27 protein-coding genes are annotated in these 24650 nt (G+C 69.6%); 10 read left to right on the top strand and 17 right to left on the bottom strand.

Going from position 1 to position 24650, the window contains the following annotated elements; translation table 11 throughout:
• Positions 1 to 362 precede the first annotated feature (362 nt).
• Positions 363 to 734, top strand: coding sequence for a toxin-antitoxin system YwqK family antitoxin (locus AC5P09_RS36560; protein ID WP_493878008.1), 372 nt, complete (start codon positions 363 to 365; stop codon positions 732 to 734).
• Between the two features lie 81 nt (positions 735 to 815).
• Here AC5P09_RS36560 and AC5P09_RS36555 read toward each other — a convergent pair whose 3' ends face one another.
• The 4 genes from AC5P09_RS36555 to AC5P09_RS36540 are packed head-to-tail and all read right to left on the bottom strand — an operon-like array spanning position 816 to position 2368.
• Positions 816 to 1073 (bottom strand): VOC family protein, encoded by a 258-nt coding sequence (locus AC5P09_RS36555; protein ID WP_493878007.1) that lies wholly within the window; start codon positions 1071 to 1073, stop codon positions 816 to 818.
• Entirely contained in the window at positions 1066 to 1329 is a 264-nt protein-coding gene (locus AC5P09_RS36550) for a DUF397 domain-containing protein (RefSeq protein WP_493878006.1), read from the bottom strand. Before AC5P09_RS36550 ends, AC5P09_RS36555 begins: the two co-directional genes overlap by 8 nt.
• Entirely contained in the window at positions 1326 to 1511 is a 186-nt protein-coding gene (locus AC5P09_RS36545) for a DUF397 domain-containing protein (RefSeq protein WP_493878005.1), read from the bottom strand. Before AC5P09_RS36545 ends, AC5P09_RS36550 begins: the two co-directional genes overlap by 4 nt.
• Positions 1512 to 1522: 11 nt before the next feature.
• On the bottom strand, positions 1523 to 2368 hold the full coding sequence (locus AC5P09_RS36540) for a helix-turn-helix domain-containing protein (RefSeq protein WP_493878004.1): 846 nt from the start codon (positions 2366 to 2368) through the stop codon (positions 1523 to 1525).
• 195 nt (positions 2369 to 2563) lie between these two features.
• Here AC5P09_RS36540 and AC5P09_RS36535 point away from each other — a divergent pair, with 195 nt between their 5' ends.
• The 5 genes from AC5P09_RS36535 to AC5P09_RS36515 all read left to right on the top strand — a co-directional run bounded on the left by AC5P09_RS36535 (position 2564) and on the right by AC5P09_RS36515 (position 6650).
• Complete coding sequence (locus AC5P09_RS36535; RefSeq protein ID WP_493878003.1) at positions 2564 to 3001, top strand: ATP-binding protein; 438 nt, start codon at positions 2564 to 2566, stop codon at positions 2999 to 3001.
• 207 nt (positions 3002 to 3208) lie between these two features.
• A complete protein-coding gene (locus AC5P09_RS36530) occupies positions 3209 to 3826 on the top strand; it encodes a Uma2 family endonuclease (RefSeq protein ID WP_493878002.1) in 618 nt (205 codons plus the stop codon).
• Positions 3827 to 3878: 52 nt separating this feature from the next.
• The gene (locus AC5P09_RS36525; RefSeq protein ID WP_493878001.1) at positions 3879 to 4625 is read left to right on the top strand and encodes a trypsin-like serine peptidase; all 747 of its coding nucleotides are present in this window, start codon (positions 3879 to 3881) and stop codon (positions 4623 to 4625) included.
• A 138-nt stretch (positions 4626 to 4763) separates the two neighbouring features.
• Positions 4764 to 5708 carry a C40 family peptidase gene (locus AC5P09_RS36520; RefSeq protein WP_493878028.1) on the top strand — a complete coding sequence of 315 codons (945 nt, stop codon included), beginning with the start codon at positions 4764 to 4766 and terminating at the stop codon, positions 5706 to 5708.
• Between the two features lie 234 nt (positions 5709 to 5942).
• Positions 5943 to 6650 (top strand): phosphatase PAP2 family protein, encoded by a 708-nt coding sequence (locus AC5P09_RS36515; protein WP_493878000.1) that lies wholly within the window; start codon positions 5943 to 5945, stop codon positions 6648 to 6650.
• A 67-nt stretch (positions 6651 to 6717) separates the two neighbouring features.
• On the opposite strand, the gene AC5P09_RS36510 is transcribed toward AC5P09_RS36515, so the two are convergent.
• A complete protein-coding gene (locus AC5P09_RS36510) occupies positions 6718 to 8301 on the bottom strand; it encodes an FAD-binding oxidoreductase (RefSeq protein ID WP_493877999.1) in 1584 nt (527 codons plus the stop codon).
• Between the two features lie 1002 nt (positions 8302 to 9303).
• Here AC5P09_RS36510 and AC5P09_RS36505 point away from each other — a divergent pair.
• Complete coding sequence (locus tag AC5P09_RS36505) at positions 9304 to 10146, top strand: SCO4651 family lipoprotein (protein WP_493877998.1); 843 nt, start codon at positions 9304 to 9306, stop codon at positions 10144 to 10146.
• Positions 10147 to 10264: 118 nt separating this feature from the next.
• Entirely contained in the window at positions 10265 to 10444 is a 180-nt protein-coding gene (locus AC5P09_RS36500) for a hypothetical protein (RefSeq protein WP_053749134.1), read from the top strand.
• A 47-nt stretch (positions 10445 to 10491) separates the two neighbouring features.
• Here the strand turns inward: AC5P09_RS36500 and AC5P09_RS36495 are convergent, their stop codons facing one another.
• Positions 10492 to 10896, bottom strand: a complete 405-nt coding sequence (locus AC5P09_RS36495) for a metal-sensitive transcriptional regulator (RefSeq protein WP_493877997.1) — start codon at positions 10894 to 10896, stop codon at positions 10492 to 10494.
• 199 nt (positions 10897 to 11095) lie between these two features.
• Between AC5P09_RS36495 and AC5P09_RS36490 the strand changes: the two genes are divergently transcribed.
• Complete coding sequence (locus AC5P09_RS36490; RefSeq protein ID WP_030043659.1) at positions 11096 to 11716, top strand: DUF47 domain-containing protein; 621 nt, start codon at positions 11096 to 11098, stop codon at positions 11714 to 11716.
• Positions 11717 to 11723: 7 nt separating this feature from the next.
• Entirely contained in the window at positions 11724 to 12722 is a 999-nt protein-coding gene (locus tag AC5P09_RS36485; RefSeq protein ID WP_266437270.1) for an inorganic phosphate transporter, read from the top strand.
• Between the two features lie 187 nt (positions 12723 to 12909).
• Here the strand turns inward: AC5P09_RS36485 and pstB are convergent, their stop codons facing one another.
• The 11 genes from pstB to AC5P09_RS36430 all read right to left on the bottom strand — a co-directional run bounded on the left by pstB (position 12910) and on the right by AC5P09_RS36430 (position 24624).
• The gene (gene pstB, locus AC5P09_RS36480; RefSeq protein ID WP_307675793.1) at positions 12910 to 13686 is read right to left on the bottom strand and encodes a phosphate ABC transporter ATP-binding protein PstB; all 777 of its coding nucleotides are present in this window, start codon (positions 13684 to 13686) and stop codon (positions 12910 to 12912) included.
• Positions 13687 to 13726: 40 nt separating this feature from the next.
• A complete protein-coding gene (pstA, locus tag AC5P09_RS36475; RefSeq protein WP_493877996.1) occupies positions 13727 to 14782 on the bottom strand; it encodes a phosphate ABC transporter permease PstA in 1056 nt (351 codons plus the stop codon).
• Positions 14779 to 15786, bottom strand: a complete 1008-nt coding sequence (pstC, locus tag AC5P09_RS36470) for a phosphate ABC transporter permease subunit PstC (RefSeq protein WP_493877995.1) — start codon at positions 15784 to 15786, stop codon at positions 14779 to 14781. Before pstC ends, pstA begins: the two co-directional genes overlap by 4 nt.
• Positions 15787 to 15926: 140 nt before the next feature.
• A complete protein-coding gene (gene pstS, locus AC5P09_RS36465; protein ID WP_493877994.1) occupies positions 15927 to 17051 on the bottom strand; it encodes a phosphate ABC transporter substrate-binding protein PstS in 1125 nt (374 codons plus the stop codon).
• Between the two features lie 267 nt (positions 17052 to 17318).
• Positions 17319 to 17750: an NUDIX hydrolase gene (locus AC5P09_RS36460; protein ID WP_493877993.1), complete on the bottom strand. Its 432-nt coding sequence runs from the start codon at positions 17748 to 17750 to the stop codon at positions 17319 to 17321.
• 40 nt (positions 17751 to 17790) lie between these two features.
• On the bottom strand, positions 17791 to 18972 hold the full coding sequence (locus AC5P09_RS36455; protein WP_493877992.1) for a CHAD domain-containing protein: 1182 nt from the start codon (positions 18970 to 18972) through the stop codon (positions 17791 to 17793).
• On the bottom strand, positions 18953 to 21319 hold the full coding sequence (locus AC5P09_RS36450; protein ID WP_493877991.1) for an RNA degradosome polyphosphate kinase: 2367 nt from the start codon (positions 21317 to 21319) through the stop codon (positions 18953 to 18955). The genes AC5P09_RS36455 and AC5P09_RS36450 overlap by 20 nt, the downstream gene beginning before the upstream one ends.
• Positions 21320 to 21504: 185 nt before the next feature.
• Positions 21505 to 22335: an ABC-2 membrane transporter-related protein gene (locus AC5P09_RS36445; RefSeq protein ID WP_493877990.1), complete on the bottom strand. Its 831-nt coding sequence runs from the start codon at positions 22333 to 22335 to the stop codon at positions 21505 to 21507.
• On the bottom strand, positions 22332 to 23336 hold the full coding sequence (locus tag AC5P09_RS36440; RefSeq protein WP_493878027.1) for an ABC-2 membrane transporter-related protein: 1005 nt from the start codon (positions 23334 to 23336) through the stop codon (positions 22332 to 22334). The genes AC5P09_RS36445 and AC5P09_RS36440 overlap by 4 nt, the downstream gene beginning before the upstream one ends.
• A 5-nt stretch (positions 23337 to 23341) precedes the next feature.
• Positions 23342 to 24241: an ABC transporter ATP-binding protein gene (locus tag AC5P09_RS36435; protein WP_493877989.1), complete on the bottom strand. Its 900-nt coding sequence runs from the start codon at positions 24239 to 24241 to the stop codon at positions 23342 to 23344.
• Entirely contained in the window at positions 24238 to 24624 is a 387-nt protein-coding gene (locus tag AC5P09_RS36430; protein ID WP_266437301.1) for a GntR family transcriptional regulator, read from the bottom strand. The genes AC5P09_RS36435 and AC5P09_RS36430 overlap by 4 nt, the downstream gene beginning before the upstream one ends.
• Positions 24625 to 24650: the final 26 nt, after the last annotated feature.

Genomic DNA, 24650 nt, shown 5'->3' with positions numbered 1-24650 from the left:
GATGCCGAGGTCGGCCGTTCAAGGGCGAAGTCGAGGAATAGCCCCCCTCACGGGCACCTGGTCGGCGAGTTCCCTACGTAAGGCCCACCCGGGTCAGCCCCCGACGAGCCGCTCAGGCATGCCGAGGTGAAGGCGGTTAACAGCCTGCTCTGGGAGCGAAGGAAGCTAGGGCTTCCGGACGGTGTGGAGGCGCTTGCCGAGCTCCGTGCCGCAATGGAATTCCCCTATTTCGATCACATGAGGACTGAGTTGCCGGGGCGCCCGGCAGCCTTCTGCGCCAACTGCAACCATATGCTGGATGGGGTGGACAGCCTTCACGGCAGGTTCACCGGTAATCCGACCGACGAAAACTGGATTCCCTAATGGCAGAGGTAGAGCGAATCAATATCGACGACCCTGAGGTCGACATGGACCTGGAACAGCGTTTGCTGTATCGAGGTCGGCCGTTTACGGGCGAAGTCGAGGAATATCTGGGCGGTGCTCGCGTCAGTCTGGAATCCTATGTCGATGGGCTGCCGGACGGTCCGAGCTGGGAGTGGTACAAAGACGGAACGCTCGAGTCGGAGGCAAGGGTGCGCCAGGGGCGTGCTGTCGGGGTCGCGAAGAGGTGGCATCAGAACGGCGTGCTTGCCTCCGAGCGAGTGTTTTCCGAGGACAACGGGGCGATGCTCTCCATCCGGGAGTGGGACGAGAACGGCCAGCCGACGAAGACCTGGCGCAAGGAGGACAACTGACTTCTCTGTGTCATCACGGCGCCGTGATCGGCTCTCGGGGTTTCCGACCTTCAAGTCTGACCATCCCGCCTGGCGGCAAGTTCATGCCGGAGGGAACACTGTGATGCTCAGCATGCGGGCGGTCTTTGCGGCCACGTCGTCCGTCTCGATGTCGACGTGGAAGCGCGGGGCGTCGTCGACCGCCTGAATCGCGGTGACCAGGCCGGGAATTGCCTCGTGCAGCACCGTGAACTGCTCCTCCGAGGCGACCGGTCGGGCGGCCGACCAGAAGGCCGCCGCCTGAGCGGCCTCCTGCTCGGGCGTGTCGATCAGGAGCGCGTACACGCGGCTTCTATGCATGCGGCGGACTGTCCTCCAGGTCCTCCACGCCCTCCACAAAGTGGTCGAACTCGCCTGCCTGTACGCCGAGTACGAAGGCGTCCCACTTGCGGCGGTTGGTGGTGACCACGTTGTCCGGGTCGCTGGTCTCGCGGATGTAGACGGGGGCGTCCCCGTCGTCACCCTCGCCGAAGGCGACCTCGATCCAGGGGCCGGGGCCGGTTGCCTCCGGCGGGGCGGCGCGGGTCCAGGTGAGGTCGGTGGGGATGTCGCTCAACGGTGGGTTTCCTTCTTCAGTACGGCGAGGAGGGCGTCGAAGGCGGCCGGGTGGGCGTCGAGTATGACGCCGTCGGGGTCGGCGCTTTCGGTGAGATGGATCGTTTCGGTGGTGGCGGTGACGTGCACGCACGAGTCGCCCTGAGCGCAGTAGGACGACTTCTGCCAGGTGAGTCGGGTCATCGCGGGTTGCCTCACAGGTCCTGGGCGATCTTGTGGATGAAGTTGCGTGATTCCACGGCCGGCAGCGCGCAGGCTTCCATGCGGTCGAGGAGTACGCGGTACTTGTCGAGCTGAGCCTCAGAGTCGAGGAAGGCCGGGCCATGGGACTGGTCCAGGTGCACGGTGTCGAGTTGAGGCACCGGCCCCTTGGAGTAGTAGAAGGACTGGCCCGAGCCGGGGAGCGTGGCGGCGTCGAACGGGATCACGCGGAGGGTGATGTGGTCGCGCTCGCTCATGTCCAGCAGGTACTGAAGCTGCGCCCCGGTCACAGAGGGGCCGCCGAACCTCATGCGCAGAGCAGCCTCGTGGACGATTGCCTGGTGAGGTGTCGGGGAGTCCCGGTAGAGCACGGCTTGCCGCTTGATGCGGAAGGAGATCCGGTGCTCGATGTCGGGGGGTGACATCTCTGGCACGTCCTGGCGGAAGATCTCGCGGGCGTAGTCCGTGGTCTGGAACAGGCCGGGGATGTGCACGGTAACGGCGGCGCGCAGCCGCGTTGCGTGATACTCGACTTCGGCGAGGTCCAGCAGGGCGGCGGGCAGGATCTCGCGGTACTCCTCCCACCAGCCGCGCGTCCGCTCGGTTGCCATCTCGCTGAGCGCCTCGACGAGGGCCTTGTCCCCGCAGTCGTAGTGACAGGCAAGGGTGCGTACTCGCTCGGGGCTCACTCCCGCACGTCCGGCTTCCACATTGCTGATCTGGTTCTGCTGAACGCCGAGCAGTCGACTCGCCTGGGTGGAGGTCAGGCCCGCGCGCTCCCGGAGTTTGCGCAGCTCAGCGCCCAGGCGAAGTTGGCGCCCCGTTGGGTTGCTTCGCACGGGTGTCTGTCCTCCTTGTCACTCACACGAGTGGTAAAGCAGTGCTTTCTCGGAATTCGTATAAGACCTTAGATGAACCCCGCTACCTTACAACTGGGCCCCTCGCTCAGGAGCACACCGTGCGACGGGGCGGCATCGTCACTGGGCAACCACCATCCGCACGCCCCCAACTCCCCTCAGTGATCGGAGACTTCCATGGCAACCGTATCCCCGCCCTGGGCCTACACCCTCCACCTCCCGCACGATCCACACGCGCCGGGGATCGCCCGCGCAACCCTCCGTACCGTCCTCGCGGCCCACGGTCTCACCGAACTCGCCCCTACCGCCGAACTGTTGGCCTCCGAACTCCTCAGCAACGCCCACCGCCACACCGCCGGCCCCTATGCCCTGCGGCTCCGCGCGATGGAACCCGGCCGCCTCCGGGTCGCCGTATGGGACACGGACCCGAGGGTCCCTCCCGGATTCGGCACCGACGGAGCCGCCGTACCCCCGCTCGACGCCGAGGACGGCCGCGGCCTGCACCTCGTGCGGGCGTGTGCGGACGCGGTCGGCGTCTCCGTGCTGCGGGAGCTGGGGGCGTCGAAGGGCGGGAAGCTGCTGTGGGCGGAGTGTCAGTGGGGTGGCCTAACGTAATGGAGAGGATTCGGAGCGTGAAGGGGTGGTCCCGTGGCGAAGCTTGAGCAGCGACTCAGGAAGGCCGCAGGCGCGTGTTTGGAGCGTGACGCGGAGGCAGGAGAGGAACCCGCACAGTACGGTGGATTCGACGCCGAGCGGGACGTCGGACCTCCCAACGACCCCGCTCGCGCAGCCGGCGAGGTGGAGGGACGGAGGCAGCAGACCATGTCCGTGTCGCCCGGCGCCTGGATGCATCCGCGGCCCCGTCCGGGAAATCTGCGTGAGATCGCCGAGAAGATCGAGGCTGCGACGGGTCTGCGGGTGCAGATCGTGGGAGGAAAGCTCGTGATGTCCCCGACTCCGCGTGGCAAGCACGCGGGCGTGGTCTGGCGGATCCGTGAACAACTCGGCCCGGTACTGCCCGAGGGGCTGCAAGCGTTCGAGGTGTCTTCGATCGCTCTGCCGGAGGACCCGGATGACTATGTGACCCCGGATCTGATCGTCCTTCCCACGGAGTGGATGGAGGACGACGACTGGCTGGCGGCGCCGGAAGACGCGGCGCTCGCCGTCGAAGTCATCTCCCAGTCCGAGAAGTCCCGCGAGATCAGGGACAAGGCCGACTGGTACGCCGTCGCGCGTGTCCCCGTCCTCTTCGTCATCGACCCGCGCAAGGGCACCTGGGCCCTGCACACCTACCCGGACAACGGCGCCTACAGGGACGTTCTGCTGGGGAAGTTCGGCGAGTCCGTGCGGCTGCCCGAACCCCTGGGCATCGAGATCGTCACGGACGCCTTCCCGGTGTACGGGGTCTCCTCCCCCGGAGGCCACCCACGGGAGCAGTGAGCTGGTCGGGGCGGGAACGAATTCTCACCTTCATGCGGCACGCTCGGCTCTGATGAAGCGCCACGCTCTTCCCTTCCTCTACGCCGTGCTCCTCCTGCTCGCCTTCACCTCGTCCTCCGAGGCGGCCGCCGACGACGGTTCAGGTCCTCTCGGTGTGACCGCCCTCGCGGTGGCGGGTGTGCGGACCGCACGGGTCGGGGCCCTGTTCGCCGCAGGCCGACACTTCTGTACCGCGTCCGTCGTGCACAGCCCGCACCTGGATCTCCTCGTCACCGCTGCACACTGTCTCGACGGGGGTGCCGGAGATGTCGAGTTCGTGCCCGGGTACCGGGACGGCCGCGCGCCGTACGGGGTGTGGCGGGTGGAGCGGCGGTTTCTGCCCGACGGGTGGGCCAAGGGGCAGGACGAGGACAGCGATGTCGCCTTCGCGGTCGTCGCCGATCGGGGCCGCGAGGGTGTCGAGGACGTCGTCGGCGGCGGGGGTCGGTTCGTCGCGGGGATGGCCACCGGGGCGACCGCAGTGACCGTCACCGGGTATCCCGACTCCCGCGATTCCCCGATCAGTTGCACCAACAAGCCCACCGCACACAGCCGTAGGCAGCAGCGCATCGAGTGTCCCGGCTTCAGCGGTGGGACCAGCGGCAGTCCGTGGGTGAACGGGGACGGGGAGGTCGTCGGGGTGCTGGGCGGGCACGAGCAGGGCGGGGCCACTGCTGACATTTCGTACAGCGTTGTTCTCGGAACCGAGGCCGCCTCGTTGTACCGGACCGCGGAAAGAGGGACTGCGTTCAACCGATAGAGCACCGGTTGCACCGGTTCCCGGGTGGGAAGCTCCTAGACTGACCCGGGCGGACTACCAGCGGTCGAGGGGCGGTTGACGGTGCGTAAGGCATGGATCGTGGCGGGTGCCGCTGTCGCGGCGGGGCTCAGCTTCGTGATGCTGCTCGTCGTCGGGGTGTACGTCGTCGCCGGGAACCTCGTCAACGGGGCGAGCGGAGGCGCCAAGTCGCTGGCCAAGGGGGCCGTGCCCGCCGCCTACCAGCCCCTCGTGCAGAAGTGGGGCAACCTCTGCTCCGCCATCAACCCGGCGCTGCTCGCCGCCCAGCTCTACCAGGAGAGCGGATTCAACCCGAAGGCCCAGAGCCCGGCGGCGGCCCAGGGGATAGCGCAGTTCATCCCCGGGACCTGGGCCACGCACGGAATCGACGGCGACGGGGACGGCGACAAGGACGTATGGGATCCGAATGACGCGATTCCGTCGGCCGCGCAGTACGACTGCACGCTCGCGTCCTATGTGAAGGACGTCCCCGGGAACCCGACCGAAAACATGCTGGCCTCGTACAACGCGGGGGCCTATGCGGTCATCAAGTACGGGGGCGTGCCGCCGTACAAGGAGACCCAGAACTACGTGAAGACGATCACGACCCTGGAGGACAGCTTCGCGGCGCCCGTCAGTCGGGTCGATCCCTCGAAGCAGGCGGCCGGCGCCATCTACTACGCGCAGAAGAAGCTGGGCACGCCCTATCTGTGGGGCGGTGACGGTACCGCCGCCGACAACGGGCGGTTCGACTGTTCCGGGTTGACGAAGGCCGCGTACGAGAGTGTCGGGATCACGCTGCCGCGCGTAGCCAATGACCAGTACAACGCGGGACCGCATCCGGCCAGGGACGAGCTGCTGCCCGGGGATCTGGTGTTCTTCTCGGACGATCTCACCAACTCGCGGGCCATCCGGCATGTCGGGATTTATGTGGGCGGGGGGTACATGATCGACGCGCCGAGAACGGGTGCTGTGATCCGGTTCGACCCGATCGACACCCCCGACTACTTCGGGGCCACCCGGGTCACCGAAGATGGCGCGAAAGCGCTCCCCACGACGGTGTGAACCGAGCATGAACCCACCCCCTGAGCTGCGGGAACGGGTCTCTCTTCGATAACGTCTGCGTGATCATTCGGTGGAGTGTGGAACGTATCAACAGGAGCCGTGCGTTCCTGATGACGTAGCCGAGCGGACGAGCGGACGTCACAGTCAACGTAAGCGGATCTACACACCACGGGGGTGGGTAACAGCGGCGCGCGCAAAGGTGTGCCGGGAGAGACGACGAAGGGGCCGTGCGCCATGGCTGGACTCGCAGAATCCGGGTCGAACCCTGACGTCGATCTGCTGTACGACATCAATGGCCTGGCCAAGGACGCGCCGGCCTGGTTCGACCGGGGCATGGAATACGTCGGTGAGTACGGGCTGCTGCTCGCCATGGTGCTGCTGGTGGTGGGCTGCTGGTGGTCCGTGCGGCGGCGCGGTGGTGAGGACGCGGCGTCGTCGGTGGCCGCTCTGGTCTGGGCGCCGCTGGCCGCCGGTGTTGCGGTGCTCGTGAATGTGCCGATACGGGGCTTTGTCGAGCGGCCCCGGCCCTTCCTCACCCACGAAGGGCTCGAGGTCCTCGTCTCCGGCAAGACCGACTACTCCTTCGTGAGCGACCACGCCACCATCACCATGGCCATGGGCGTCGGGCTCTTCGTCGCCAACCGGAAGTTCGGGCTCTTCGGGCTCGGGCTCGCGCTGCTCGAAGGGTTCTGCCGGATCTACATGGGGGTGCACTACCCGACCGACGTGGTGGGCGGGTTCGCACTCGGTACGGCGGTCGCGCTGCTGCTCTCGCCCGTGGCCATGGCGTTGCTGACGCCCGTGGTCAAGGCCGTCGAGCGGTCTCCCCGGGCCGGGTGGCTGGTCCGGGCGCGGGGGCGGTCGTACGACGGGCAGGACGCGTTGATTCCGGGGGCGCGGCACGAGGCTGCGGGGACCGAGGAGCGGGATCTCGCCGCGTAGGTGTTCTCCTCTGGTGCGGGGTGTCCGGTGTCCGGTGTCCGGTGTCCTCTGTCCTCTGTCCTCTGTCCTACAGGGCCTGGGGGTAGGTGAAGAAGCGGTTCGGGTCGTACCGCTTCTTCAGCTTTGCCAGGCGGGTCGCCGCGTCGCCGTAGTACGCCTTGCGCCAGTCCTTCAGGGTCGGGTCCGTGTAGTTCTGGTAGGCCGCGCCCGACGCGTACGGCTTCATCGCCGCGTGGGCTCCGGTCAGCCAGGACTCGGCTGTCGAGCCGCTGGTGCCGGCGCGCCAGGAGGCGATGTACTGGGCCAGCATGCGGGAACGGCGGTGGACGAAGGCCGTTGCCGTGGGGGAGACGCGGTTGACGGCTCCGCCGAGGGCCGTGAACGCGATGCTGCCGGAGCCGCCGCGGACCGACGTCAGCTGCTTGAGGAGGGCCTGGATCGCGGCGGGGGAGAGGGAGCGGTCGAAGAAGTCCGACCGTGCCGCGTACGTCTCCCTGCCGAGTGCGCCCTGCGGGGAGCGGCCGGGGGTCACGCCGGGCAGGTGGCACTGGGCGTCGGAGGAGAACGACGAGCAGCCAGCGTAGATCTCCATCGCCTCCTCGTAGCCCCGGCGGCGGAGGGACACGCTGCTCGCGGGGGCGCCCACCTTGTCCGCGAGGCGGTCCACCGCGTTCTGGAGTTCGCCGTAGGTGCCGAGGGAGAAGGCGGCCACGGAGACGGTGGCCCTGCCGCCGGAGGTGCCCGCCAGGTGCAGGGACGACCAGATCTCGTCCGGCTGGGCCGGGCCCCACTCCTGCCATGCCTTGACGACCGCCGCGGCCCTCGGCCACGGCCAGGACAGGTACGCCGTCACTGCCTGCGGGGCCGGGTGGGTCTTGAAGTGCAGTTCCGTCACCACGCCGAAGTTGCCGTTGCCCGCGCCGCGTAGGGCCCAGAAGAGGTCCTGGTTCTCACGGGCGTTCGCCGTCAGTTGCTTGCCGTCCGCCGTGATCAGGGTGGCCTGGGTGAGGCTGTCGCAGGTCAGGCCGTAGGCGCGGGAGACGACTCCGTGGCCGCCGCCGAGGGTGAGGCCGGAGACGCCGACGGTCGGGCAGGAGCCGGCGGGGATCGTGACGCCCTTCGCGGCGAGGGCGCGGTAGACGTCGATCAGTTTGGCGCCGGCGCCGACGACCGCCGTGTTGCCGCTCGCTCGGACCCGGTTGAGTTTCGAGACGTCGATGACGAGACGGCCGTTGCCGGAGGACCAGCCCGCGTAGGAGTGGCCGCCGTTGCGGATCGCCACGCGGAGGGCGTGGGCTCGGGCGTAGGCGAGGGCCGTACGGATGTCTTCGGGGTGTGCGACGTAGGCGACCGCTGCCGGTTTGAGGGAGTCGAAGCGGGTGTTGTAGAGCTGGCGGGCTGTCGGCCAGTCTGTGTCGCCGGGGCGGACGAGGGGGCCGTCGAGGGTGCGGGCGAGGGCGGACCAGGTGGCGGGGGTGGTGGCGGCGGTTGATGTGAACGCGGGGTGCGAGGGGGAGGGCGAGATGGAGGGCGAGGGGGACCGGGGCGTCGCCGGGGAGCCGTTGGCCGACCCGGAATCGCCGGCCTTGCAGGCTGTGGCTGCGGCCGTGAGGGTGGCTGCGCCGGCGGCGATGAGTGTGCGCCGTTCCATGTCCTTGCCTCTGCCTTTCGTCGGCCTCGCGCGTCGCCTGTCGTGGAACGAGACGGGGCTGTGGGGGGAGAGGTTCCATAGTGCGCGGGGTTGGGGCCGGGGGTGCCTTTTTGCGGGGCGGCGTTGGGCAGGTGTCCGGGGCCGGGTGGGTTGGGTGTCCGGCGTTGGGGCTGGGGTGGGGGTGGGTTCGCGGTCCGGCGCTGCGGGGTGCTGTCCGCGCCCGCCCGTGCCGCTGCAGCGGCACGATTGCCTGCGGGTTGACGGCGTCGGCTGTCCGGGGAGTGGCGGGAGTGGGTGACCGTGGGCCGGGTGGGTTGGGTGTCCGGCGTTGGGGCTGGGGTGGGGGTGGGTTGTGCGGTCCGGCGCTGCGGGGTGCTGTCCGCGCCCGCCCGTGCCGCCGCAGCGGCACGATTGCCCGCGGGTTGACGGCGCGGTCCGGCGCTGCGGGGTGCTGTCCGTGCCCGCCCGTGCCGCCGCAGCGGCACGATTGCCTGCGGGTTGACGGCGTCGGCTGCCCGCGGAATGGCGGGGGTGACTGCCAGCGGGTTGCGGGGGCGATGCCCGCGGATTGGCGGCGGGCGGCTGTCCCCGGGGTGGCGGGGCGGAGGTGCGTGATCGCCAGCTGGGGGGGTGGGGTGACCGCGGGGTGGCTGGGGCCGGTGGTTGTTGGATGGGGGGAGTGGGGGGTGTGGTGGGGCGGTCAGTTGGCTGTGTGGGTTTCTGCGTCTGTTCTTGCCAGGCTTCTTGCTCTGCGGGCCGGGCCGCGCCAGCCGCAGGTGCAGTGGGCCGTGCAGAAGCGGCCCTGTTCGACGGTCGTTGTGCGGTGGGCCTGTTGGTCGGGGGGTGGGGGAATCCTGTCCTGCTGCGCCACAGCGACAACGTTACCCAGGCCATGTAAAGGAGGCGTACGGGGGCGTACACGCGTGACGGCGCCACCTACTTGTCGTTAACCGGAACGACAGGGGGCCCGTGACGGACGTACCGGCTGGGGGTAGGCAGGCGATGGCGGAGCGGCAGCGCAGGCGGGCGGGTGGCGGGGTCGTCGCCGTGGGGGTCCTGGTGTGTTCGTGCTTCGGGGCGGTGGGGTGTTCCGGGAGTGGGACGGCCGTCGGCGAGGACGCGCGGGGCGGGGATCCGGTCGAGATCCTGCACCGGGCCGCCGACACCCTGGTGGAAGCCGGAAGTTCGAAGGCCCGTACGTCCATGGAGATGGCGACCGGGGGGACCCGGGTGACCATTCGAGGCCGAGGTGTGTACGACTACCGGCGGCAGCTGGGGCAGTTGAAGGTGATGCTGCCGCAGGACCCGGCGGGGACGAGCGTCCGACGGCCGATCACCGAACTCCTCGCTCCCGGGGCCCTGTTCATGAAGAACCGGGGAGCCGGCGTGCCCGTCGACAAGTGGGTGCGGGTCGACACCGCCACGCTGACCGACGGGAACCTCGTGACCGGCGGGGCCACCGATCCGTTCGCCGCGGCCGAGGTGCTGCGGGGGACGCGGACGGCGACGTACGTGGGAAGGACCGAGGTCGCGGGGACCGCCGTACGGCATTACCGGGGGACCGCGGACCTCGGGCAGGCGGCTCGTGACGCGTCCGCGGGGAACAAGGGGCCGCTCGCGGCGGCGGCGAAAGGGTTCGCCACGGCCCGCGTGCCGTTCGACGTCTACCTCGACGACGAGGGCCGCATCCGCAAGGTCCGGCACCGGTTCAGCTTTGTGAACGGGCAGCAGGAAGGGACCGTCGCGGTCGCTTCGACCACGCTGTTGTACGACTTCGGGGTCCTCGCCGACGTGCGGTTGCCGGCCGCCGGTGACATCTACGCGGGCCGGATCGCTGAGGAGTGAGAGACGACAGGCGCCGGGCGCGGACTCGTGACGGGCGTCAAGAACTAGCCCTTCCGTGCCATGCGCGGTCTGTAGCCGCTCCCTACTCTAGGAAGCCGGTGACGGCAGAGAAGAGGTGATGCGCGTGGCTCCGGTCGGCGGTACCGCAGTTCAGGACCACGTGGCCCTCGCCGAGATCGAGCTGTGCGGAGAGCTGATCATCGCGGCCTCGGCCGCCGACGAGGACCGGCTCAGCCTGGAGAGCATCGACGAGGTGCTGAAAGTGGCCGAAGAACGCGCGGACGCCTCCGGCTACTAGCCGGGGGCTGCCCCACGGCCCCCACCTTTACTCGGGGCGAGCTCGGCTCACGTCCGCAGCAGGCGGCCGATCGCCTTCGTCGCCTCCTCCACCTTCGCGTCGATCTCGGCGCCGCCCTTGACGGCCGCGTCGGCGACGCAGTGGCGCAGGTGTTCCTCCAGGAGCTGCAGGGCGAAGGACTGCAGGGCCTTGGTGGAGGCGGAGACCTGCGTGAGTATGTCGATGCAGTAGACGTCCTCGTCGACCATGCGCTGCAGGCCGCGGATCTGGCCCTCGATGCGGCGCAGGCGCTTGAGGTGTTCGTCCTTCTGCTTGTGGTACCCGTGCACGCCACGGTCGTGATCCGTCACGACCTCGTCCGTCACGACCTCGTCCGTCACAACCTCGCCCGTCACGGCTTCCGGCCCCGCGGCGGCGGAGGGCGCTTGCGCGCCGGCCTCGGTGGTCGTCATCGCGTCCTCCACATCATGGGCAGTCTTATACCCCTACTGGGTATATGGTACCGAACTTTGCGGGGTATGTGGCCTGCGAGCGGCCCCCGTGCCGAACACTCTGCCCGATGGGCGACACTGGGGGACGGCCCATTAGCCGTGGCCGGATGATGCGCCTAGCATCAGCCTGACCGAAACCGATGCACCCCGAGGACCCCTTGTGCGCTTTCGTCTGACCCCCAGGGAGACGAGCTTCTACGACATGTTCGCCGCGTCCGCGGACAACATCGTCACGGGCTCGAAACTCCTCATGGAACTGCTCGGGGCGGACACCGCCGGCCGGGCCGAGATCGCAGAGCGTATGCGGGCCGCGGAACACGCAGGTGACGATGCCACGCACGCGATCTTCCATCAGCTGAACTCCTCGTTCATCACGCCGTTCGACCGTGAGGACATCTACAACCTCGCATCGTCCCTCGACGACATCATGGACTTCATGGAGGAGGCCGTCGACCTGGTCGTCCTCTACAACGTGGAGGAACTGCCCAAGGGCGTCGAGCAGCAGATCGAGGTGCTGGCCCGGGCCGCCGAGCTGACCGCCGAGGCGATGCCGAACCTGCGGACGATGGACAACCTCACCGAGTACTGGATCGAGGTCAACCGGCTGGAGAACCAGGCCGACCAGATCCACCGCAAGCTGCTCGCCATGCTCTTCAACGGCAAGTACGAGGCCATCGAGGTGCTGAAGCTCAAGCAGATCGTGGATGTGCTGGAGGAAGCGGCCGACGCGTTCGAGCACGTGGCGAACACGGTGGAGACCATCGCCGTCAAGGAGTCCTGAGCTCTTCATGGACACCTTTGCGTTGATCGTGACCATCGGGGTCGCGCTCGGATTCACGTACACCAACGGCTTTCACGACTCGGCGAACGCCATCGCCACGTCCGTCTCGACGCGCGCGCTGACGCCTCGCGCCGCGCTGGCGATGGCCGCGGTGATGAACCTCGCCGGTGCGTTTCTCGGCTCCGGGGTCGCCAAGACCGTCAGCGAGGGGCTGATCGAGACGCCCGAGGGGTCGAAGGGGATGGGCATCCTCTTCGCGGCGCTGATCGGTGCGATCACGTGGAACCTCATCACGTGGTACTTCGGGCTGCCGTCCTCCTCCTCGCACGCGTTGTTCGGCGGGATGGTCGGGGCCGCGCTGGCCGGCGGTACGACCGTGTACTGGCACGGGGTGCTGGAGAAGGTCGTCATCCCGATGTTCATCTCGCCGGTGGTGGGTCTGCTGGCCGGTTATCTGGTGATGACGGCGATCATGTGGATCTTCCGGCGGGCGAACCCGCACAAGGCCAAGCGAGGGTTCCGTATAGCGCAGACCGTCTCGGCTGCCGGTATGGCGCTCGGTCATGGTCTTCAGGACGCGCAGAAGACCATGGGCATCGTGGTGATGGCGCTGGTCATCGCCGACGTCGAGGACTACGGCGATCCGATTCCGGTGTGGGTGAAGATCGCGTGTGCCGTGATGCTGTCGCTGGGTACGTACGCCGGTGGGTGGCGGATCATGCGGACGCTGGGGCGGAAGATCATCGAGTTGGATCCGCCGCAGGGGTTCGCCGCGGAGACGACCGGTGCGTCGATCATGTTCACGACGGCGTTCCTGTTCAAGGCGCCGATCTCCACGACCCATGTCATCACGTCCGCGATCATGGGTGTGGGGGCGACGAAGCGGGTGAACGCCGTGCGGTGGGGCGTCGCCAAGAACATCATCCTGGGCTGGTTCATTACGATGCCGGCGGCGGGGGCCGTGGCCGCGGTGAGCTTCTGGATCGTGAACCTGGCGTTCCTGTAGGCGCCGGCGTTCCTGGGGGCTCCGCCCCCAGACCCCCGGGCCTGTGCCCACCCACCACCCGACTCGGTCGGTCGAAAGGTGGACGCAGACAGACGACGGGCCCGCTCCCCGGAACCGGGGAGCGGGCCCTTTTTGTCCTCGCGGTGGCACCGCCATGCAGCACCGCGAGGGGTTCGGGGGTGTCGGATCAGCCGAAGCGGCCGGAGATGTAGTCCTCCGTGGCCTGGACCGACGGGTTGGAGAAGATGCGCTCCGTGTCGTCTATCTCGATCAGCTTGCCGGGCTGGCCGACCGCCGACAGGTTGAAGAAGGCCGTACGGTCGGAGACGCGCGCCGCCTGCTGCATGTTGTGCGTCACGATGACGATCGTGAAGCGCTCCTTCAGCTCGCCGATCAGGTCCTCGATGGCGAGGGTGGAGATCGGGTCCAGGGCCGAGCAGGGCTCGTCCATCAGGAGCACGTTCGGCTCGACCGCGATCGCCCGCGCGATGCACAGGCGCTGCTGCTGACCACCCGACAGGCCCGAACCGGGCTTGTTGAGGCGGTCCTTGACCTCGTTCCAGAGGTTCGCGCCCTTGAGGGACTTCTCGACGACGTCCTGGAGCTCGGTCTTCTTGTAGCTGCCGTTCAGGCGCAGCCCCGCCGCCACGTTGTCGAAGATCGACATCGTGGGGAAGGGGTTGGGCCGCTGGAACACCATGCCGACCTCGCGGCGCACGGACACCGGGTCGATGCCGTGACCGTAGAGGTCCTCGTCGTCCAGGAGCACCTTGCCCTCGACGCGGCCACCGGGGGTGACCTCGTGCATACGGTTCAGGGTGCGCAGGAACGTCGACTTGCCGCAGCCGGAGGGGCCGATGAAGGCCGTCACCGAGCGCGGCTCGACCGTCATCGAGATGTCCTCGATCGCCTTGTGGGCGCTGTAGTAGGCGGTGAGTCCGCTTACGTCGATTCGCTTGGCCATGTCTCTACTTCACTTCCGGTGTCAGTCGCCGATGGCCGCGTCAGCGACCGGTCTTGGGGGCCTTCCAGCGGGCGATGCCGCGGGCCCCCAGGTTGAGGATCATCACGAAGGCGATCAGTGTCAGCGACGCCGCCCAGGCCCGGTCGTACGCCGCACCGGAGCCCGCGCTGTTCGCGTACTGCTGGTAGATGTACAGCGGCAGCGACGCCTGCGCACCCTCGAACGGGTTCGAGTTGATGAACGGGTTTCCCCATACCAGGAGCAGTACGGGAGCCGTCTCGCCCGCGATACGGGCGATCGCCAGCATGATGCCGGTGGTGATGCCGCCGATGGAGGTCGGCAGGACCACCTTCAGAATTGTGCGCCACTTCGGGATGCCGAGCGCAAGGGAAGCCTCGCGCAGCTCGTTCGGGACGAGCTTGAGCATCTCCTCCGTGGAGCGGACGACGACCGGCATCATCAGGATCGCGAGCGCGAGCGAGCCGGCGAAGCCGAAGGGCTCCAGGTCGAGCATAAGCATCAGGCTGAGGATGAACAGACCGGCGACGATCGACGGGATACCGGTCATCACGTCGACGAAGAACGTGATGGCCCGGGAGAGGTTGCCGCGCCCGTACTCCACGAGGTAGATCGCGGTGAGCACACCGAGCGGGGCACCGATCAGGGTGGCGAGGCCGACCTGCTCCAGGCTGCCGAGGACGGCGGCGTAGATGCCGCCGCCCGGCTCGGTGTCGGCGACGACACCCATGGAGTGGGTCAGGAAGTAGACGTCGAGGACCTTCACGCCGCGGGCGACGGTCACCCAGACCAGGGAGACCAGCGGGATCACGGCGAGCAGGAAGGCCACCCAGACCAGCGAGGTCGCGAGGCGGTCCTTGGCCTGGCGGGTGCCCTCGACGCGGGCGGCGATGACGTACGAACCGCCGACGAAGAGGATCGCGGCGATCAGGCCCCACTGGATACGGCTGTCGAGGCCGGCGGCCAGGCCGACGCCGATCGCGACGGCGGCCGAGCCGGCCGCGATCGCGTACGGGGACCACTTCGGGAGGCGGGCGCCCTGCAGCGTGCTGGGGCGCTTGATGACGGCGTTGCTCATGCGTTGGCCCCCGAGTACTCCTTGCGGCGGGCGATGATCGCGCGGGCCGCGCCGTTGACCAGCAGGGTGATGACGAACAGCACCAGACCGGAGGCGATGAGCGCGTCACGGCCCTGTTCGGTGGCCTCACCGAACTTGCTGGCGATGTTCTGGGCGAAGGTGCCGCCGCCCGGGTCGAGCAGGCTGGTCTGGATGTCGAAGGTCGGGGAGAGCACGGTGGCGACGGCCATCGTCTCGCCGAGGGCGCGGCCGAGGCCGAGCATCGAGGCGGAGATCACGCCGGAGCGGCCGAACGGCAGGACGGCCATGCGGATGACCTCCCAGCGGGTGGCGCCGAGGGCCAGGGCCGCCTCTTCGATCATCTGCGGGGCCTGGCGGAAGACCTCGCGGCTCACGTTGGTCACGATCGGCAGGATCATGATCGCGAGCAGGATGCCGACCGTGAGCATCGACCGGGGGGCGCCGCCCTCCCAGGAGAAGATGCCGGTCCAGCCGAAGTACGTGTCCAGCCAGCCGAAGAGACCGACCATGTTCGGTACGAGGATCAGCGCGCCCCACAGGCCGTACACGATGGACGGCACGGCGGCGAGCAGGTCGATCACGTAGGCGATGGGACCGCTCAGCCTGCGCGGGGCGTAGTGCGTGAGGAACAGCGCGATGGCGACCGCGATCGGGACCGCGATGACCATGGCGATGATCGAGGAGACCACCGTGCCGAAGGCCAGGACCGCGATGCCGAACTTCGGCGGGAGGGCGGTGGCGTTCCACTCGAAGGTGGTGAGGAAGTTGGCCTCGTCCTTGCTGATCGCGAGGGAGGCGCGATAGGTGAGGAAGACCGCGATCGCGGCCATGATCGCCAACAGCAGAATGCCCGAGCCGCGGGAGAGACCGAGGAAGATCCGGTCGCCGGGTCGGGTGGCACCGCGCGCCGCGCGCTTCTGTTCGGTCGCGGTCGGTGGTTCGGTCGGTGGGGGAGCTTGGGTGTTCTTCGTGGTTATGTCCATCGGGTTCTCCGGTCTGCGGGCCGTACGCGCCGTACGGCCCTGTGGAGCCGTACGCGATGTGCGGTGGCTCCTGGCGGCGGTGCACCGGACGATGCGGTCCGGTCCCGGGTTCGAAGGCCCGGGACCGGACCGCATTCGGATCAGCTAAGGCTCTCGATGGTGGTGCGAACCTTGGCGATGATGTCGTCGGGGATGGGGGCGTAGTCGTTCTCGGCGAGGATCTGCTGACCCTCCTCGGAGGCGATGTAGCGCAGGAACGCCTTGGTGGCGGGCAGGGTGTCCGACTTGTTGCCCTTGTCGCAGACGATCTCGTACGTGACCAGGACCATCGGGTAGGCACCCTCGGCCTTGGTCGCGTAGTTCAGCTCGAGCGCGTAGTCGTTGCCGGTGCCGACGACCTTGGCCTCCGAGATCGCCTTGGTGGCGTTCTCGACGGTGGCCTCGACCGGGGCGGCGGCACCGGTGTCGAGGGAGACCGTCTTGATGCCGTCCTTGGCGTACGACAGCTCGAAGTAGCCGATGGCGCCGTTGGTCTGCTTCACCTGCTGGGCGACACCGGAGGACTGCGGAGCGGACTGGCCGCCCTTGGCCTGCCAGGCCTTGCCGCCCTCGTAGGGGAAGTCGCTCTTGGCGGTGGCGATCAGGTACTTGGTGAAGTTGTCCGTGGTGCCGGACTCGTCCGAGCGGTGGAACGCCTGGATCTTCAGGTTGGGCAGGTCGACGTCGGGGTTCAGCTTCTTGATCGCCGCGTCGTTCCAGTTGGTGATCTTGTTGTCGAAGATCTTGGCGAGGGTCGGGGCGTCCAGGACGAGCTTGTCGACGCCGGACACGTTGAAGCCGACCGCGATCGGGCCGCCGACCATCGGGAGGTCGATGCCCTGGCCGCCGGAGCAGACCTGCTTGGAGGCCTCGACCTCTTCGGGCTTCAGTGCGGAGTCGGAACCGGCGAAGGGCACCTGGCCCTGGGTGAACGCGGTGACGCCGGCGCCCGAGCCGCCGCCCTTGTAGTTGATCTGCACGCCGCAGGCGGCGGAGAACTGCTTGACCCAGGCGTCGATCGCGTTCTTCTGCGCGGAGGATCCGTCGGCGAGGAGCTGGCCCTTGGCGTCGTCACACTTGATGCTGCCGGCCTGGGCGGTGGACGAGGCGCTGCTGTCGCCGTTGCCGCCGGTGTCGTCGGAGCCGCACGCCGTGAGGGCCAGGGCGCCGGAGACGGCGAGAGCACCGAGGGTGAGGGCCCGCCGGTTCATGCGCTGAAGCTTCACTTGAGGGAGTTCCTTCCAGGAGCCGCCGTCCTGAACCGGCGGCGTGCGAAGTCTGTGCGATGTGGCCACGAGATCGAGGCGTCTGTGCGAATCACCTGTTCGAGGTGAATCACCGCTTCGAGATACGTGCCGCATCGCGTAAGGCCGAAATTAGGCAGAACAGGTGAAGGCGCCGAAGGCCATACATGAACGGGGGGTGAACCCCTGAGGACGGTGCGGTGAGGTCACGGAACGCTTACGTCGAGGACACGGAGTGATTCCGGCCGACTATGCCAGCCGGAGGGCCTGGAGCAGGGCGTCTACAAGGGTGCGGTCCCTCGGTTGGGTGAGGCGGTTTCGAGCTGCCGGCGGGGTGAGCCAGAGGATGCGGTCCACCTCGTCGTTCGGCGTGAAGGCGCCGGTCGTGGCCTCGGCCGCCCAGTAGCGGACCTCCTTGGCGCGACCGTTCGCCATGTACATGACGGTGGGCAGCCGGGCGCCGGGTGCGGCCCGGTGGCCCGTCTCCTCCTCGACCTCGCGCAGGGCGCCGGCCAGGTGCTCCTCGCCGCGTTTCAGCTTGCCCTTGGGATGCGACCAGTCGTCGTACTTCGGCCGGTGGACGAGACAGACCTCCAGCTCGCCGTCGACCGGGGAGCGGCGCCACAGGACGCAGCCGGCCGCCTGGACGGGAGGTTCTGTGGCTTCGTTCGCCTGGGTCATCGGTGTCACCGCCTGCACGAGGAGAACACGAGGAGATGGGTCAGGATGTGCCGACCGCCTGCTTCTGCCACGACTGCTGGAACGTGAAACGGGCCGCCTCCACCTCGTGCCGCTGGTCGGCGTGGAGCACGCCGAGGGCGTACGCCGTCGCCGGGGCGATACGGGGGGTACGGGCCGCCTGGGCCGCCGCTGCCGCCGCCTCCGAGGCGTCCCGGTGCCGGTCCAGGGCCTGGCCGGCGGTGAGCAGCCGGACGTCGACGGGCGCTCCCCCACTCTCGGCTGCGCTCGAGCGGGAGGTGCCCCCACTGCCGTCGAGGACCTCGCGGGCGTAGCGGTGCAGGCGCAGGAGCAGGCGGACCTGGTGCCAGGGGGCGTCCTGGGCGTGCGGGGACGGATCCGGGGAGAGGCCGTGGATCAGCGCCTCCGCGTTGTAGGGGCTGCCGGCGGTCACGAGGGGGAGGACGGCGATCGCGTCCGTGAGGCGCTCCTTGGCGGCGGCAGCGAAGGGGTGCAGGGCGGAGGCGGCCGCGGTGCTGGTGAGCGGGACCTCGCTGGCGAGTACGGCGACGCTGTCGGCGACCGCATGGAAGCGGGAGGAGCCGAGGCACTGGAGGGCGGTGCTGTGCGCCCGGGTCCGGGCCAGGGTGAGCTGGCGGTCGAGCAGGGCGCCGGCCTTCGCCGCGCCCACGGTCAGGGTGCCGCGGTCCGGTGCGGGCAGGTCGGTCGGCGGCCCGGCGTTCTCAGGTGCCGCTTTCCGTGGGTCGGGAGCCGCCCCGGCGGAACGACTGCCCACGGCCCCGGAGGAGGAACTGCCGGCGCCTGCGTGAGCCGACTGGGCCGGGAACACCGCCCCCGACAGCCGGTGCAGCGCCAGCAGCAGGCGCTCCAGCCGGGCCCCGTACGCGTGCTCCATCGCCAGCGTCCCCGACAGCCACGCCAGTTCGGGGCGCATCGCGTCCGACCACTCGGCGTCGAGCAGGGGCCGGAAGGTGTGCAGGCTGCCGCTGATGCGGCGGACCGAGCGGCGCAGCGCCCGGGCCGCGTCGACGGTGTCCTCCGCGCCGTTCGCGCCGGCTGTCGTACCGCCGGTTTCCCGGTGCAGCCGCAGCGCGCGGAGGAACTCGGTGGCCTGGGCCCGCAGGTAGCCGGCGAGGGCGTCCCCGGTGACCGGCCCGACGTGATCGGACTGGGGATCCGTCGGGTCAAGGTGTTGCTGTGCCACGCCGGCGCCTCCGGGCGTCTATGAGCATCTCCTGGACGTTGCGCAGGGGTTGGCCGTCCGCGTCGGTCGCATGCCGGGTCCACTCGCCGTCCGGGCCGAGATGCCAGGACGCGGTGGTGTCGGACATGCCCGTCTCCAACATCCTGTTGAGGGCGGCCCGGTGGGCCGGGTCGGTGACCCTCACCAGTGCCTCGATACGGCGGTCGAGGTTGCGGTGCATCATGTCGGCGCTGCCGATCCACATCTCGGGCTCGCCGCCGTTGCCGAAGCCGAACACCCGGGAGTGTTCGAGGAAGCGGCCGAGGATCGAGCGGACCCGGATGTTCTCCGACAGGCCCGCGACGCCGGGGCGGACCGCGCAGATGCCGCGCACCCAGATGTCGCACGGCACGCCCGCCTGGGACGCGCGGTACATGGCGTCGATGATCGCCTCGTCCACCATCGAGTTGACCTTGATGCGGACGAAGGCGGGGCGTCCGGCACGGTGGTGCTGGACTTCCTTGTTGATCCGCGCGATCAGGCCGTCCCGCAGGGACTTGGGGGCGACCAGGAGGCGACGGTAGGTCTCCCGGCGCGAGTAGCCCGACAGGCGGTTGAAGAGGTCCGAGAGGTCCGCGCCGACCTGCGGGTCCGCGGTGAGCAGGCCCAGGTCCTCGTACAGCCTCGCCGTCTTCGGGTGGTAGTTGCCCGTGCCGACGTGGCTGTAGCGCCGTAGCGTGTCGCCCTCCTGACGGACCACCAGGGACAGCTTGCAGTGGGTCTTCAGGCCGACGAGGCCGTAGACGACATGGCAGCCCGCCTCCTCCAGCTTGCGCGCCCACTTGATGTTGGCGTGCTCGTCGAAGCGGGCCTTGATCTCCACCAGGACGAGGACCTGCTTGCCGGCTTCGGCGGCGTCGATGAGCGCGTCGACTATGGGGGAGTCGCCCGAGGTCCGGTACAGGGTCTGCTTGATGGCGAGGACGTCCGGGTCGTCGGCCGCCTGCTGCAGGAACGCCTGCACGGACGTCGAGAAGGAGTCGTACGGGTGGTGCAGCAGCACGTCCCGGGTGCGCAGCGCGGCGAAGATGTCGGCCGCGGACGCCGACTCGACCTCGGCCAGGTCGCGGTGGACACCGGCGATGAACTTCTTGTACTTCAGCTCGGGCCGGTCCAGGGAGGCGATACGGAAGAGGCCCGTGAGGTCCAGGGGACCGGGCAGCGGGTAGACCTCGGCCTCGCTGATCTTCAGCTCGCGGACGAGGAGGTCGAGCACCTCGCGGTCGATGGACTCCTCCACCTCCAGGCGCACCGGCGGCCCGAAGCGGCGCCGCATGAGCTCCTTCTCCAGAGCCTGGAGGAGGTTCTCGGCGTCGTCCTCCTCGACCTCGAGGTCCTCGTTGCGGGTGAGGCGGAAGGCGTGGTGCTCCAGGACCTCCATGCCCGGGAACAGCTCCTCCAGGTGGGCGGCGATGACGTCCTCGATGGGGACGTAACGGCCCGGGGAGCTCTCCAGGAAGCGGGACAGCAGCGGCGGCACCTTGACGCGGGCGAAGTGGCGGTGGCCGGTGACGGGGTTGCGGACGATGACGGCCAGGTTGAGAGACAGCCCCGAGATGTACGGGAAGGGGTGCGCCGGGTCGACCGCCAGCGGGGTCAGCACCGGGAAGATCTGGTGCCGGAAGAGGGTGAACAGGCGGGCCTGTTCCTTCTCCTGGAGCTCGTTCCAGCGGACTAGGTGGACGCCCTCCTCGGCCAGGGCGGGGGCGATGTCCTCGTGGTAGCAGGCGGCGTGCCGGGCCATGAGCTCACGCGAGCGGGCCCAGATCATCTCCAGGACCTCGCGGGGCTGGAGGCCGGACGCGGACCGGGTGGCGACACCGGTGGCGATACGGCGCTTCAGACCGGCCACCCGGACCATGAAGAACTCGTCCAGGTTGCTGGCGAAGATCGCGAGGAAGTTGGCGCGCTCGAGGAGGGGCGTGTTCGGGTCCTCGGCGAGTTCGAGGACGCGCTCGTTGAACGCGAGCCAGCTGCGCTCCCGGTCGAGGAATCGCCCCTGGGGCAGCTGCGGGCCGTCGAACGGCGCCTCTTCGTACGCGTCGAGGTCGGCGTCGATGTCGGGTTCCAGGTCGGAGACGGCAGCCGACACGGTGTGCGGGCGGTGCGCGGCTATGGAACCGACGGAGGGCTGGGCGTGCTGGATCTGTACCGGGGCGTTTGGCTGGCTCATGGACCCATTCTTCCGCGCCACGAGCGATACAGGCGCGTCGGACAGGGCGGGCGGGAGCGTGGCGGCAACGCCGGCGTCCCCGTTCCGCGCGGATCCCTCGGGGGGCGGCGAAGGCTCTGGCACGACGGGCTTCATTCAGTGAGCGTCGCAAGCCCGTCTGAACCAATGGTTACGGCGACATGGCGTGTGGGACACCGGGGGGCGGCTCGCGGGCGTCTACATGCGGCGATGCATGCCGCAACCGTACGTCCCTCCCCCCGTGGAGAGACGTACGGCCCGGTTTCAGCGGATGCGGCGGCTTTCAGCGGGTGCGGCGGCTTTCAGCGGGTGCGGCGGCGCAGCAGCCGGAACGCGGCGGCGGTGGCCGCGGCGGTGACGGCGAGGAGGATGCCGGTCTCGATCAGGTGCATGGGCCAGAAGTGCGACGGGGGGTGATAGCGGCCGTCACCCGCCTGCCACCAGGTGTTGGGCACCTCGGACCGGCCGGCGGAGGCCAGGGTCACCGTCGGCCAGAAGTCGTCGCGGTACCGCTCCAGGACCTGGTTGAGCAGCACCATCACGGTGACGGTGACGCCGAGCGCGGGCAGTGAGCGGCGCAGTACGAGCCCGGTGAGCGTGCCGACCGCGAGGGCGCACAGGCCGTACGCCACGACCGCCGGGCCGTGGGCGGCGAACACGTCGGGGAAGCTCCAGTCGTCGCCCATCAGATCCCGGTTCGCCGACCAGGCCCACCGGTACACCGGGACGAAGATCGCGCCGCCGAGGACGATCACCAGCGCGGGCACCGCGAGTTTGACGGCCAGCCAGCGGGTGGGCGTCACGCCCTGCGTCCAGGCGAGCTGCGCGGTGCCGCTCTCCAGCTCGCGACCGATCAGCGAGCCGCCCGCCCAGGCGGCGACGGCCCAGAAGCTGTAGTACACGAGCGTGCTGATCCAGCCCGTCGGCTCGCTGTAGTTGAGGCTCGCCCAGACCGCGTCGCAGATGACGGTGTCGCTGGGGCAGCTGCTCACCGCGGCGCGCGCCGCGTCCGCGGTGACCTCGTTCAGCCACACCAGCCAGGCGACGGCACCGAGGACGAAGACGACCCACACGATCCCCGCCGTGCGGTGCAGGCGCAGCACCGTGCGCGGCAGTCCCGCGGCGGCGGTCATACGGCGGCCCCCTGGCGGTCGGCGGTCCGGTGGCGCAGCACGCGGAACGCCACGACGGTCAGCAGGACGGCGACGGCGAGGAGGATGCCGGTCGCCACGAGGAGCAGGGGCCAGTAGTGGGACTGGGGGTGGTAGTCCCGGTAGAAGCTGACGGCGTCGAGGCGGTCGAAGAGCGTGCCGCAGGCGGGGTCGATGCTGCTGCCGCAGTACCGGGGGATGGCGAGGCGGTCGCCGTCGGCGGTGAGCAGGCCCTCCGCGACGGTGATGCCGGAGCCCGACGGGCCGTCCCGCAGGCTGCTGACGCGGGTGACGGCCGGCCAGAGGTGGGGCAGGGCCAGGAAGATCCCGATCCACAGGACGCCCGTGACGCAGGCCGAGCCGACCAGTGCGGCGAGGGACCGGCGCAGCAGCAGGCCCAGGAGGGCGCCGGCGGCCAGCCCCGCCAGGGCGAGGGCGACGACCATGGGGCCGCTCGCGTAGAGGGTCTCCATGCTGTTCCAGGCCTTGCCGTTGTCGACGCGGCCCTGGCCCGCCGACCATGCCAGGCGGTGCAGCAGGGCCAGCAGGGACGTTCCGGCGGTGACCAGGGCGGCCGGGAGGGCGAGCTTGGCGGCGAGCCAGCGGGTCGGGGAGACGCCCTGGGTCCAGGCGAGCTGTGCGGTGCCGGTTTCCAGCTCGCGGCCGATCAGCGAGGCGCCCGCCCAGGCGGCGACCAGGAACGGCAGCGCGAGGACGGCGGTGCTCGTGTACCGGGCGACGTCTTTATAGAGGAGGATCGCGTCCTGGTCGTAGGTGCAGGCGGCCATTCCGCAGGCGTTGTACTGCTTCCAGGCGGCCTCCGACGCGTCGGTGAGCGGGCCCGCGAGCCACAGCAGCAGGGCGCCGAGTACGACGACCAGGCCCGTCCAGGCGTACAGGGCCGGGCGGTGCAGGCGCAGCAGCCAGCGGAGCTGGCGCGGGGGCGGCGCGGAGGAGGGCGGCGCCGGGGCGGCGAGGGTCAGGGCGCTCACGCGGCGTTCTCCTCGGGCTTGTCGGTGTCGGCCGGGGGCAGGGTGGGCGCTTCGGGGCTGCGCAGATGGGCGAGGACCAGCTCCTCCAGGGAGAGGCGGCCGCCGGTGCGCCAGTCGCCGGGGAGCGGGCCCGCCGGGCGGATCAGCGCGGTGAGCTGACGGCCGGTGGTGCGGGACTCGACGACGGTGTGCGGGGCGAGGTCGGTCTCCGCGGGGGCGGACACGCGCGCGTGGGCGGCGAGCAGGTCGTCGATCTCGCCGGACAGGCGGACCCGGCCGCCGCCGACCAGCAGCAGGTGGTCGCAGGATTCCTCCAGTTCGGCGACCACGTGCGAGGACATCACGATGGTGGTGCCGTGCTCGGCGGCCCGGGCCATCAGGACGCCCATCAGCTCGTGCCGGGCCAGCGGGTCGAGGTCGGCCATCGGCTCGTCCAGGAGCAGCAGTTCGGGCCGCTTGGCGAGGGCCAGGGCGAGGGCGACACGGGTGCGCTGGCCGCCGGAGAGGGTGCGGATGCGGGACTTGGGGTTCAGTTCGCCCGCGGCCACGATCCGCTCGCCGGTGGCCGCGTCCCAGCGGCCCGGGTTGAGGTCGGCGCCCATGCGCAGCGTCTCGGCGACGGTGAGCTGCGGGTACAGCGGCTTGTCCTGGCCGACGAAGCCCACGCGCGTGCGTGCCTCGCCCGGGGTGGTCCCGAGGACGGTCACCGTGCCCTCGCTGGGGGCGAGCAGGCCGGCGGCGAGGGCGAGCAGGGTGGACTTGCCCGCGCCGTTCGGGCCGACGACGGCGCAGACCCGGCCGGCCGGCAGGCGGAAGGTGCACTCACGCAGCGCCCAGCCTCCTCGGCGGCCGAAGCGCTTGCCGAGCGCGGCCGCGGCTATCGCCGTGTCGGTCATGAGGAGTCTCCTTGGAAGTGTTTCTCGAGTACGGCGGTGAACAGTGCGGCCACGTCCTCGCGGGCCATGCCGGCCTCGCGGGCCTTCGCCGCCCAGGTGTCCAGCTCGCCGTGCAGGGGGGAGTCGGCCGGTGCGGTGCCCAGCGTGCGCCGTACGAAGGTGCCCAGGCCCCGCCGTGCCTCGACCAGGCCCTCGCGCTCCAGCTCGCGGTAGGCCTTGAGCACGGTGTTCGGGTTGATGGCGGTGGCCTCGACGACCTCGCGGGCCGTCGGCAGCTTGTCGCCGGGTTCGAGGAGGCCGAGGCGGAGCGCCTGCTTGGTCTGCTGGACGATCTGGACGTAGGTGGCCACGCCGCTGTGCCGGTCGATGCGGTACTCGACCACACGCCCACCACCCTTTCACTAATTGA

The sequence above is a fragment of the Streptomyces sp. a15 genome, assembly GCF_059026085.1.
This window is presented reverse-complemented; position numbering and strand designations above follow the sequence as displayed.